Below are 12,661 nucleotides of genomic sequence, written 5' to 3'. Positions count from 1 at the left end.
CATTGTACCCTATTTTCAGCAAAAGGTCTATTAAATCTTGTCGAACATATGCAGTCCGTCAGATTTTCATAATATACTCTGCTGCTTGCTCATAACACTATTAAAAATTAACTTTTTCTTATCATTCCAAATATTTACTTAATCATGCACAAATCCACTTGTTTTGATTTATTTTTGTGGTATATTTGTAATATAATGCAAGAGGCAAAACACCTTTTGGCACAAATATAATGATATATCAATTTTTTGGAGGTAGCATTTTGAGTAATAATATTTTATCAAATTTAGAACCAAAATCAGTATTTAATTATTTTGAACAGATATGCTCTATACCACACGGTTCAAGAAACACTAAGCAGATAAGCGATTTCTGCGTTTCTTTTGCCAAAGAGCACAATTTAAAATATTCACAGGACGAGTCTAACAATATCATTATCTGGAAAGACGGAACAAACGGGTATGAAAACTCTCCATCCGTTATCATCCAGGGGCATCTTGACATGGTATGTGAGAAAGAGCATGACTGTGATATAGACTTTGAAAAAGACGGACTTTCCCTTATAGTTGATGGGGACGATATTCATGCCGACCGCACAACCCTCGGCGGTGATGATGGTATTGCTGTCGCTTTTGCACTTGCAATACTCGATTCAACAGATATTCCTCATCCTCCTATCGAGGCTGTTTTTACTGTTGATGAAGAAATCGGTATGCTCGGAGCCGCAAGTCTTGACTGTTCCCCTCTAAAATCAAGAATAATGTTAAATCTTGACTCAGAAGATGAGGGTTCACTTCTTGTAAGCTGTGCCGGCGGTGTTTCTACTACTGCACATCTCCCTCTCACATTTGAAAAAACAAATGGACTTACGGCTGAGATTACAATTTCAGGTCTTGTCGGAGGACATTCAGGTACAGAGATAAACAAAGACAAGGCAAACTCAAATAGACTTATGGGAAGAACTTTATATGCTCTTTCTAAGAAATATGATTTTAGTCTTGTGAGTGTCAATGGTGGTCTTAAGGATAATGCCATACCTAACAAGACAACTGCTGTTCTTATGCTGACAGACGACGGTGTAAAAGATGCTTTTGCTTCTTCAGTCTCAGAAATGAACGATACTTACAAACATGAATATGCTGTCACAGACCCATCACTTTCAGCCACGGTATCATTTAGCAACAACACTTCCGCCGATGCAATGACAAAACAGTCTACTAAAGCGTTTATCACAGCTCTTGTAAATCTTCCGGGTGGTGTTCATCGCATGAGTCACGATATTGACGGGCTTGTTCAGACTTCCCTTAACATGGGCATATTAAAAACCACTGAAAATGAGATGCAGGCAAGCTTTTCTATCAGAAGCAGCGTAAGCAGTGAAAAGTTTATGCTTATGGATATGATTTCATGTCTTATGGACTCACTTGGCGGTTATATCACAAACTTTGGTGAATATCCTGCATGGGAATTTAAAAAGGAATCACATCTTAGAGATTTAATGTCAGAAGTATTTGAAGAACAGTACGGTTACAAACCTATTATCAATGCACTTCATGCCGGTGTTGAGTGTGGTCTTTTCTCTGAAAAACTTCCCGGACTCGACTGCGTATCATTTGGTCCTGCAATCTATGATATTCATACGGCTAAAGAAAGACTTTCAATAGAAAGTGTCATAAGAACATGGAAATTTACGCTTGAAGTTTTAAAACGACTTAAATAATCATACACCCTTCACTCATATGTATAACGAAATGTTCGTATAACGAAACATTCGTATAACGAATTGCTCGTATAAAAAAGAGTCCCCATTGGTTTGATCCAATGGGGTGGGGTTGAGGGGTATATCTCTTCGTTGCTCTGTTGCAACTATGTCATTAGCTTATTTATATGTCAGATTTTTATATCTTATCTATCTGACAATTATCATTATACATATTTTTTCAGAAATTGCACCCCTTTTGTAAAATAAGACAAGTTTTTGTAAAATATTACATTTTCCTTCTTTTTTCGGATGCAATCGGCTTGCAAAAATATACATTTTCTCAGGTAAATTTATAAGACTATCACCCGATTTTGTAGGCGTTGTATTTCTCTAGTAATATGTCCGGGTGATAGGAAAGTTTTGCTTTTCTTAAGCCTTCTTCTCCATCATCTTCCTCTCTGTTTACATATTTATAACCCTGACATTCATGCAATACAAATTGTTTATTTATCATAGGGTATGCACCCTGAACATCAGCGTATGCCTTTTCAAAATGAACAACAAATGTATCATCATTTAACGGCTCACCAATCTCAAATGCAACGACCTCGCCATATTTTTTCAGCACACCGCCGACAAGTCCAAGCCTTTTATAATCAATCAGTGCACCTTTTACAACATCATATTCATCCTGCACTTCCTGACTCCATGCATCATCATCATACTTTTTCTGAATCCAGTTATTGTTCATATCTATACATTCATGTAAATTTTCACTGTTAAGCTTTTCATATTCCCAGTCATCATCATCCATAAATCTCGCAATATGATTTCTCTTCCCATGAAATTTCTTTCCTGAGAGATTTGCAAGATGCTCTGTCTCGTAGATATAATCAAACATATCCCTGTCAGCCTCGTATCTGAAATGTTTCGGATACCACTCCTTAAGCTGTTCAACTTCGTAATCGAGCAGTCCATAAAGGTGTATCTGCTCTCCCTTAGCCTGACCATATAAAAACAACTGCTCCAATGCTTTCTTTTTATCTCCGTTTCCAATAGGAAAAACATACATAGCATCATTCTCGGCATAATATCTCAAAATGACACAATCACCCTCCGTGGCTATCTGGGTCGGAAAATATTTTCTCCATAAATAATTGTTGGCAAAACAAAACTCGCAGGCTTTTTTATTATCTTCCTTGAACTTTTTGTCAAGCCAATCCCTGTCACTAAGTTCTATATCTCTAAAAATCATTCTAATCTCCATTTCCGGTTACTGGTAAATTTCTATATTATTTTATCCCTGCATCCTACTATTATATACATTTAACACATTCTTGCAAGTGCAAAACTGCGTTTTTTCGACACTATACACTTGTATGCTATTTATGCCCGCCATGTGCACAATACATATCTACACCGATAGTAAACTTATAACATGATTTCTCCGATATTATATATAGGTTATATTTTGCATTTTATTGAAATTTTTAACAGGTGATTGCGAAACTATCATAACCTGAAATTAACACAGCATATAATTAGTTTTGCAAATGACTATTTATTTTTTAATCATATAAGGAGGATTTACACATGGCTATAGATTATTCAATTACAAAGTCATATGATATGTATTTTCGTGATTTTTACTCGATTGACAGAAATGCTTCAAAAAGTGAACAGCGTGCTTCATATAAAACAAATAAACTCGCTAAAGCAGACTCAAGTGCAATGACAAAGATTTCAAAAACACTTCGTAAAATGGATTTTTCACAGGACAACGGCAATGATATATTTTACACAGTAAAATCCTTTGTAAATGCTTACAACAATCTTATGGAAAGTTCGGGCTCATCAAACGAGTATGATATATCGCATCCTGAAAAATTTATCAAAAGTCTTACAAAAGACCAGGAAAAGGCTCTTTCTGATATTGGAATTACAATATCGGCATCAGGCAAGCTCAAACTGGACGAGGATAAACTTATGGAAACTAAACCTGCCAAAATTGGTAAATTATTCTCAGAAGACAGTGAATTTACGAAAAAAATAAACTTCTATGCAAACAAAATTTACCGTGCATCAAACCGCATAGATGTGACATTGTAGGTTATTAAGTTAAAATTTAAAACAAATATTGGAAGTTTTTGGGACTCGTTTATCTTATTGGATTTCAATCAAAAAGTACCAATCGCTTTCAGATTTTGCTTACTTTCCGGCTAAAGTCAAAAATACATCATTTACTTTTGTCTCAACAGTATTCTCTATGTCTGCAAAAAAGTACCATCAGGACGACCACTTACCCGTCTGTCCCGATGGTACTTTTTTATATTAAATATGCTTTTTTGGTATCAAAACCCATGCACGCTCAAATCTGTTTATAATTAAACGAGTTTAGCTACATTAAGTTTAACTCCAGGTCCCATTGTAGAAGCAAGTGTAAAGCTTCTGTAGTACTGACCCTTTGCTGAAGCCGGCTTAGCCTTTGTGATAGCTGCGATCAATGTGTTTACATTGTCTGTAAGCTGCTCTTCAGTGAAAGATACTTTTCCTACAGGAACATGAACGATATTAGCCTTGTCAAGTCTGTACTCGATCTTACCTGCTTTGATATCGTTTACGGCTTTTGTTACATCCATCGTAACTGTTCCAGCCTTAGGGTTTGGCATTAAGCCCTTTGGTCCAAGTACACGACCAAGACGACCAACAACACCCATCATGTCAGGAGTAGCTACAACTACATCAAACTCAAACCATCCATCGTTCTGAATCTTTGGTACGAGTTCCTCGCCACCTGCATAATCAGCACCTGCTGCTAATGCTTCGTCTACCTTATCACCTTTAGCGAAAACAAGAACTCTTACTTTCTTTCCTGTTCCGTGTGGTAATACAACGGCACCACGAATCTGCTGATCTGCATGACGTCCGTCTACACCAAGTCTGATATGAGCTTCAACTGTCTCATCAAACTTTGCTGTAGAAGTTTTCTTTACAATACCTACTGCTTCTGCAACATCATACTGCTGAGTCTTATCGTACAACTTAGCAGCCTCTACATATTTCTTTCCTCTTTTCATAATAATAAAACCTCCTGGTGGTAGTAACGGCGGGTTCTAAGACATACCGGAATTTTATGTATGTCGCCTCCCACAACGTTCAATCTATAACAAATCTTCCTATGCGATATTCTTTTTAAATATTATACCTGATTTTTGCTTATTATTCTTCTACAGTAACACCCATGCTGCGTGCTGTACCAGCGATCATGCTCATAGCAGCTTCAAGGTTTGCAGCATTTAAGTCAGGCATCTTTGTCTCAGCAATTTCCTGAACCTGTGCCTTTGTGATTGTAGCAACCTTAGTCTTGTTAGGAACACCTGAACCAGACTGGATGTTACAAGCTTTCTTTATAAGAACTGCTGCTGGTGGAGTCTTTGTGATGAAGCTGAAGCTCTTATCCTGATATACAGTGATAACAACAGGAATAATCATTCCTTCCTGTCCAGCCGTCTTAGCATTGAACTCCTTTGTGAACTGTACGATATTAACTCCGTGCTGACCAAGAGCAGGACCAACAGGTGGTGCTGGTGTTGCCTTTGCTGCAGGAATCTGTAATTTAATATATCCTTCGACTTTCTTAGCCATTTTTAATTTACCTCCTAAATAATAAATACATGGTAACAATCTGAAACTGCATTGCTTTAATTAGTCACAAACTTTTACATCATTAAAGCTCAATTCAGTTGGTGTCTCACGACCAAACATATCAATATTTATCGTGACTGTTTTGTTCTTGAGATCTATCTGGCGAACAATACCAACCGTATCTTCCCAGATGCCCGATGTGACGATTACAGAATCGCCTATGCTAAATGGAGCTTCAGCTACCGAACTCATAAGTCCCATGCTTGCCACTTCCTCATCCGTAAGTGGAACCGGCTTTGATCCCGGACCAACGAATCCTGTAACACCGCGAGTATTTCTGACAACATACCATGTATCATCATTCATAAACATCTTTATCAAAACATATGCAGGGAACATTTTCTGCTGAACAAGCTTTTTGCTGTCCTTTCCTTCCCTTTCAACCTCTTGCATAGGTACATATACCTCTAAAATCTGATCTTGAAGATTACGATTTACGATAGTATTCTCTATGTCTGCTTTTACTTTATTCTCATACCCTGAATAAGTATGAGCCACATACCAACGCGCTTCTGTATCTGCCATAATCTATCACCTTAACCCATCTGAATAATCTTATCAAGGCCTGTCTTGATAACAAAATCAAGCAGAGCAATGATTGCGCCCAAAATAACTGTTACAATAACTACCGCAGTAGTTTCTTTGATGGTTGTCTCCTTGTCAGGCCATACGATTTTCTTGAACTCTGACTTTAATGAACGGAAAAAACCACCTTTTTTTCTCACAGATTTATCTGTTGCAGCTTTATCTTTTACAGGCTTGTCTGCTTTTTTTGTATCAACAGCATTGTCTGCCTGTTTATTTTCTGCAACTGCTTCGTTCTGTAATACTTCTTTGTTTTCGGAATCTCCCATAACTGCCTCCTACTGTAACAAGCATTGCTTGCATATTTACTAAGACTTATTTTGTCTCTTTGTGCATTGTGTGCTTTCTACAGAATCTGCAATACTTCTTTGTTTCCATTCTGTCAGGATGATTTCTCTTTTCCTTAGTAGTATCATAGTTACGCTGCTTACATTCTGTACATGCTAATGTAATTTTTACTCTCACAGGTTTCACCTCCATATAATATTTTGTGTTACGATTAGTTCTGTTTTCATGGCTTTTTACCATGACCTTTTTCTTAATATCGCTAAAGAATTTTAGGCATAAAAAAAAGACCTGTTACATCGCTTATCAAATATATCATAAAAATGCACCCCTCGTCAAGTGGTTTTTGGGGAATTTCATTGTGCAATTAACTGACGCTTAGAATGGAATTTTTTCTGCATCAGGGACGTTTGCACTCGGAGAACTGCGTAGCGGTACATAAGTGAGCAAATAACGCTCACTAAATACCGACGCAGTTCTAACGCCCTTCTGCCAGAATAAAATTCCATTCTAAGCTGATTGTGGTATATTTTTACATATTTTCTAATAAATACTAAATGTTATATTATTAAAATGTTTTATATTTTTTGTATCTGCTTTTATATACACTTTAATATTACAAACTCATTTGTCAGTATTTCACTTAACAGATAATGAGAAGTTTATGTATGAACAGTAACGATTATTTTTATCTTTTTAGTATATTTTTTTCTTTTACACTTTTATATAGATATTTTTTTGTATATAATAATACTTGCTTTTTGTTACACGCTTAATATATAAAATTTCAAAAAATTATATTATGGATATTTGCGAAACTATCATAACCTGCGATTAAATTGTGCAGATATAACAAATAATGTTAGTCGGCATTTTTGTCGTCGTCAGCACTTAATCAGCGTTTTTTGCTGATTTATGTACTGCTACGAACGACAACATAGCGAAAGCGTGCCGACGGTATTATTTGTTATAGCTGTGCAATTAACACAACATACAATTAGTTTCGCAAATACCTACCATTATTTATAATGAAAGGATTTTAAACATGAATTTACAAGATACAAAAAAACGCAATGACATTATCCTTATCATATGCGTTGTCGTCGCCGCTGTCATTTGTTTTGCGGCTTACAAGTTATATTTTAATAAATCAGGTAAGTTTGTCACAGTTAAGGTTGATGGCAAAGTTACCGCTTCTTATCCCATTGATGTTGACAAGACCGTTACGATAAATGGAGTAAACGGCGGTAAAAATGTTCTTAAAATAAGCGGCGGTACTGCCGACATGACCGAAGCCGACTGCCCTGACCAGACCTGTGTTAAAAAGCACAGTATAAGATATGAGGGCGAGACTATCGTGTGTCTGCCGCATAAAGTCGTGATTTCCATTGACCATTCTTCTAATGACAAGACAGATGATGATGCACCTGACGCTGTAGTTAAATAACAAAAAAAGCCCCATCACCCAAGGGTAATGAGGCTTTTCTTCGTATCTTACCAGACAATCAGCAATAGTAATTAAACAACATTCCGCTATAAAGCGAAGTGATATAGGAGTAACCCACACCCTCTTTTGTGTAGTTTGGGTATGAGACAAGAAGTTTGTCTACATACTCCATAGGGTCAAGTTTTACACTCTCACTTTTACCGAGCAGGCGTTTTGATAAATCCGAATCTGATGCAAAAAGCTTCTGCATATCTCCATCGTTAATCGCCTGAGTTGCAAGTGATTCATCTATTTTCATCGTGCCGTCTTCTTCAAATAAAAGACCACATGATTCCATCTCTGACTTGAACGGCTCGACAAGATATTTAAGTTCTGACGCAAGTTTTGATGTCTTGTTTGTTATCTTTGCGTACTCATCTGAGCCCTCTATCATATAATTGTAAGCATCTTTTACTTTATTTAGGCTCGTGAGTATCTTCTCACTGTCGGGTCTGTACCGGATACTGATACCGTCACCGTCAATATTTATTCCCTTTAATGATACCCTGAGTGCTTTTCCAATGGTAAATTCATTTGCCAGCGTACTCTTTTCTACGCCATCCATATAAAATTTTGAACTTGTTGCACTCTTTTCCTGCTCATTTAATCCAAAATAATCGACTATCCCCAGCTTTCCGTCACTGTTCCTGTCAGTGAGTGTAAATATCCTCTCGTCTCCGCTGTTTCCCGTTGCATCGGAAACAATACTCATCCTTACTCTGTCATCGCTATCATTTGGAACGACTCCAACATTCAGACCGATATTTGCTTTATTTATAAATGACGCAACTCCATTCATAACTTCCGCATTATCCGAGTCTTTTTTAATATTATACTGAAAATCATACATATCATCAAGAACACTTATCCTGAACTTGTATGTTCCCCCCGGAAGACTCTGGCTTGAACCATAAACCGGATTTCCAATGTTATACTGTGGAGTGGCAAGCTTCTCAACTTTAAGTGAAAACTCATCGGGAAGTTTTTCCTCGTCCTCATCTACTATTTCAACTCCGACTTTTTCAGGATCAGATGCATATGCTTTCTTCTTAGAAAAAACACCATCTGCTGAAGTGTCTGAAAGCTCTTTAAGTCCTGTCCCAAGAAGCATGGACGACTCTTTGACACCAAGTGCATATGACTGTTTTGCATCTGTAAGCCTAACCATATATATCGGAGATGTCTTTGTTTTTTTAGCAATCTGATTTACAACACTTCTAAGTTCTGATGCTTTGTGTGTATCATATTTAGTCAGCTCTTTTGGTCGATACTGCGTCATCAGATGATTATAAACAGCGGTATCCATCTCAAACATCCCCTTTCTTTTTCATTTACTATCTTCACTTTCCTTATTTATAATAACTCAGATAAAAAATTTCATCTAAAAAATTGTACTCATTTACAATATACCACAACTTTTATTATTTTTAAAGGGGGAGAGAAATTTATTTTATGGCTGAATGTAACAGTTCTGAAAATATCTGTAATTTACTTACTCGGCAAACACTACTGTCCACAAACTGTGGACAGCAGGATTTTGGCAATGCTTCGCATCCTTAATTGCCAAAATCTTTATGTTCTTCTTTTTCCATACGATATTTTCAGTTCTGAAAATATCTGTAATTTACTTACTCGGCAAACACTACTTCTTCCAAAAACTTTGCAGCATCTTTTATGCAGTCCTGGCAGCTTCTTAAGACAACTCCTGTTTCCACACCTTTTAAGTCTTTGCAGCGTGTGGCTTTGTTCTGGTCAAGGAATTTTTTTAATATCTGTCTTGAATAACTGTATGTTTCACCTTTACTTACAGGATTTTCAAGGTCTCCGCAACTGTTTTTCATTCCTGCTACAACACACGCACCGGTAAGTGCACCGCAGGTTCCTTCCATGCCGCCCATTCCAAGTCCTAATGCTTCTGTTGCCTTGAACATTGTTTCCTCGTCCATTCCGACAAGGTCACAGTATGTGCAGGCAACCGCCTGTGCACAGTTATATCCTTTATTGTGTCTTTCTATTGTTTTCTCTACTCTTGTTTCCATGTCTTTGATTTCCTTTCTTTTATCTTAATTCTCTAGTTAATTACGAAACTCTAGGCAGGCTATATTTTTTTTGTGCAACTTTACATATCATAAGCAAGGTGCTTCTGACACCGTCGGTACTTAAGTTGCGTCTTTTGCAGCTTTATGTACCGCTACGAGTGTCGGGCAGCGAGAGCGTGCCTTGTGGTTGATATTGTATATGTTGCACAAAAATTCACAACCTATAACGAGTTTCGCAATCACCCAATCTTTATTCTTTCTTCGCTGCATATCCATCAGTCCTTTACCGCAAGTTCTGCAGGTGGTCTTGATATTATCTTGTTTACCGGAAGTATGCTGAGTATTATGTTTATTGCAAAAATAATGATTATCAGCAGCAGAACCGCCCACCACGGATATATCATTTTTATCTGAAGCGATGGCACCTGTGCCATAAATTTTATAATACTGCTTGTTATCAATGCCCCCGGCAGTACGGTGTATGCACAAAGCATCATCATTTCGAGTACATATGCCTGTAGTATGCTTCCCTTTTCTATTCCAAGAAGTCTGTAAACCGTCAGTTCTTCTATTCTCGAAACAGCATTTGATTTTATTGAAAAGTATATCATTATAAATGCAAGTAACGCAAGTGCGATTGTGACAATATTTTTTGTACCAACATTCATTTTACGCTTTTCCCTATATTTGTTAAGCTGATTATTGTATTGGCATTTTACACTCGTCGTAAAATATTTTTTTCTGTAAGCTGATGCTTTTTTCTTTAAATATTTTATTGCACCGTCTACATCATCAGTATAAACATCAAATGACTTTGAATATGCATTATAAGTAGTTCGTATATTTTCGCAGTCCTGCTCATTTGCAATATAATCTACATTTATATCATCATCGAAATACCCTACAATCTCAAATGTTCCATACCTCTGATCCGTAAACAAAAATGAACCCATCATCTTATCCTGATTATATATGGATTTTCTCGCAAGCACTTTTTTGCTTTCAAGCTTAGTATCTGATTTTATTCCACTGCCTTTTTTATCCGCATAAAGCCGTTTCATCTCATCAAGTGAAGCAAGATTCATAGCAGAATATGAAAGACCTAGCAGTTTATTTTCTTCAACAAATATATCCGGTTCTCCTGTGTCGGACACTCCTGTTATCTTAAACTCAATCTGATTTGCCGGTGATATTATCGTTGTTCCGATAAAATCATCAACTTTTTTGTATAACGGTGCTATGGCACTGTCCGATTTCATAAAGTTTTCAAGCACCCATTTATCGACTACCGCTTCATCCCTGTTTTCCGGCATTTTTCCACATATAAGTGATGATTTTTTCAAATGTTTATTTGAAATAAACGAATATCCGCTAAGTTTTGCAACACTTCCCCCAAGCTGACTGTATCCGTTATATTTTATCGCCATATCGCAATTTGCAGAAATAAATATATCTGAATATTTGTTTTCCTGCTTTATTTTTCCGATAAAATCTTTCGCCGCTTTATTGAGCTGATCGTCAAAAACCCCCTCCACCGGACTTAACTGCACCGTAACAACATGAGAATCACTTTTCACAACACTCTGTTTATCTATCGACATACGATTTGTAAAATCCGCCGCACCTACGGATAACAGCACTGATACCATCAAAAGCGTTCCTATCATAAATGCCTGTTTTTTTCCGAGAAGTTTTAAATTTTCTCTCGCCATTTTTACTATCTCCCTAAACGGAAGCTTTGCAGTTCTGCCTGCTTTTGGCTTTTCAAGCGAATAATCTATCTCATCGACACTGCTTATGTCTATCTGTGGCTTTTTGTCATCCACCATCTGACAACCTGACTCCTCCCCTTCAAAAGCTATCTCTGTGTCAGAAAGATTTTGTATGTAGAGTTTTCCGTCTTTCCATGCAAAATTGAGCACTATCTTGTCAGTCTCATTTTTTATTTCATTCCCTTGATTTTCCTTATCTTGTGCAGCCACAGTTTTTATTTTTTCACTTATATTTTCTCCGGATATTATTTTACTATTTTCTTTATCCGCATTACCCTTTATCTGCCGGCTGTCCTTATATATATTTATCCTAAAATCATCATTTTCCATGCTCTCTTTTGAAAGCTCTCTTAAATATATATTAGAGTCGTCCGCCTTTTCATAGCTTTTTGTAGCTTTATTTTTATAATCTTTCTTTACCTGTCCGTCCTGTATCTCGATTATCCTGTCAGCAAAAAATTTTGATATGCGTTTTTCGTGTGATACAACTATTACAAGACATTCCTTTGAGATATTTCTCAAAAGACTCATAGTGTTTATCGTGTTTTCTTCATCGAGATTTCCAGTCGGCTCATCGGCAAGTATTATTGATGGTGCTTTTACAAGTGCTCTTGCTATAGATACTCTCTGCTGCTGTCCACCTGAAAGTTCCGAGACAAGTTTCTTTTTGTAACGCCCCATATTTAAGGCATCCAGAACATACTCCGTCCGCTCCTGCTTCTCCTCATCCGTCATATCATAAACGCTAAGTGCAAGTTTTACATTATACTCAACAGAGTTATCCATCAAAAGATAATAATTTTGAAATATATATCCGAATTTGTCATTTCTTATTTTTTCTATCTTCTTTGGCGAATATCTGTTTACAGTCTCACCGTCATAATCTATCTCACCATCGGCAAACACATCAAGTCCGCCTATCGTATTTAAAAGCGTTGTTTTTCCCGAACCGCTCTCACCTAAGATTACGACAAGTCCATTATTTTCAAACTCCAGATTTATATCATTTAACACATGGAGTTCATTATTTTTTCCTTTATTAAAATATTTATTTAATTTTTTAACTCTGATCATCCTTCAAGCCTCCCT

At 36.8% G+C, this 12,661-nt stretch carries 12 protein-coding genes; 3 read left to right on the top strand and 9 right to left on the bottom strand.

The genetic code is table 11. From position 1 onward, the window contains the following. Positions 1-260 precede the first annotated feature (260 nt). Complete coding sequence (locus tag DW721_RS07295) at positions 261-1,718, top strand: aminoacyl-histidine dipeptidase (protein ID WP_347560362.1); 1,458 nt, start codon at positions 261-263, stop codon at positions 1,716-1,718. Positions 1,719-2,061: 343 nt separating this feature from the next. Here DW721_RS07295 and DW721_RS07290 read toward each other — a convergent pair whose 3' ends face one another. Further along, complete coding sequence (locus DW721_RS07290; protein WP_182436255.1) at positions 2,062-2,955, bottom strand: phosphatidylglycerol lysyltransferase domain-containing protein; 894 nt, start codon at positions 2,953-2,955, stop codon at positions 2,062-2,064. A 338-nt stretch (positions 2,956-3,293) separates the two neighbouring features. Between DW721_RS07290 and fliD the strand changes: the two genes are divergently transcribed. Then, a complete protein-coding gene (gene fliD / locus DW721_RS07285) occupies positions 3,294-3,809 on the top strand; it encodes a flagellar filament capping protein FliD (RefSeq protein ID WP_118745333.1) in 516 nt (171 codons plus the stop codon). Between the two features lie 275 nt (positions 3,810-4,084). Here the strand turns inward: fliD and rplA are convergent, their stop codons facing one another. From rplA to rpmG, 5 genes are all read right to left on the bottom strand, one after another. Continuing rightward, on the bottom strand, positions 4,085-4,777 hold the full coding sequence (gene rplA, locus DW721_RS07280) for a 50S ribosomal protein L1 (protein ID WP_022013752.1): 693 nt from the start codon (positions 4,775-4,777) through the stop codon (positions 4,085-4,087). 142 nt (positions 4,778-4,919) lie between these two features. Beyond that, positions 4,920-5,345, bottom strand: coding sequence for a 50S ribosomal protein L11 (gene rplK, locus DW721_RS07275; RefSeq protein WP_022013753.1), 426 nt, complete (start codon positions 5,343-5,345; stop codon positions 4,920-4,922). Positions 5,346-5,405: 60 nt separating this feature from the next. Continuing rightward, positions 5,406-5,930: a transcription termination/antitermination protein NusG gene (gene nusG, locus DW721_RS07270; RefSeq protein WP_022013754.1), complete on the bottom strand. Its 525-nt coding sequence runs from the start codon at positions 5,928-5,930 to the stop codon at positions 5,406-5,408. A gap of 11 nt (positions 5,931-5,941) precedes the next feature. Beyond that, the gene (gene secE, locus DW721_RS07265) at positions 5,942-6,259 is read right to left on the bottom strand and encodes a preprotein translocase subunit SecE (protein ID WP_118745332.1); all 318 of its coding nucleotides are present in this window, start codon (positions 6,257-6,259) and stop codon (positions 5,942-5,944) included. Positions 6,260-6,305: 46 nt separating this feature from the next. Beyond that, complete coding sequence (gene rpmG, locus DW721_RS07260; protein WP_270393414.1) at positions 6,306-6,470, bottom strand: 50S ribosomal protein L33; 165 nt, start codon at positions 6,468-6,470, stop codon at positions 6,306-6,308. An 850-nt stretch (positions 6,471-7,320) separates the two neighbouring features. Here rpmG and DW721_RS07255 point away from each other — a divergent pair. Continuing rightward, positions 7,321-7,722, top strand: coding sequence for a NusG domain II-containing protein (locus DW721_RS07255; RefSeq protein ID WP_055940631.1), 402 nt, complete (start codon positions 7,321-7,323; stop codon positions 7,720-7,722). A gap of 58 nt (positions 7,723-7,780) precedes the next feature. Here DW721_RS07255 and DW721_RS07250 read toward each other — a convergent pair whose 3' ends face one another. The 3 genes from DW721_RS07250 to DW721_RS07240 all read right to left on the bottom strand — a co-directional run bounded on the left by DW721_RS07250 (position 7,781) and on the right by DW721_RS07240 (position 12,646). Continuing rightward, positions 7,781-9,067, bottom strand: coding sequence for a hypothetical protein (locus DW721_RS07250; RefSeq protein WP_118499922.1), 1,287 nt, complete (start codon positions 9,065-9,067; stop codon positions 7,781-7,783). Between the two features lie 322 nt (positions 9,068-9,389). Then, the gene (locus DW721_RS07245) at positions 9,390-9,800 is read right to left on the bottom strand and encodes a C-GCAxxG-C-C family protein (protein ID WP_118745331.1); all 411 of its coding nucleotides are present in this window, start codon (positions 9,798-9,800) and stop codon (positions 9,390-9,392) included. 275 nt (positions 9,801-10,075) lie between these two features. Then, a complete protein-coding gene (locus tag DW721_RS07240) occupies positions 10,076-12,646 on the bottom strand; it encodes an ATP-binding cassette domain-containing protein (RefSeq protein WP_118745330.1) in 2,571 nt (856 codons plus the stop codon). Positions 12,647-12,661 lie beyond the last annotated feature (15 nt).

The sequence above is a fragment of the Clostridium sp. AM27-31LB genome, from assembly GCF_003480745.1.
Taxonomy (GTDB): Bacteria; Bacillota; Clostridia; order Lachnospirales; family Lachnospiraceae; genus Butyribacter; species Butyribacter intestini.
This window is presented reverse-complemented; position numbering and strand designations above follow the sequence as displayed.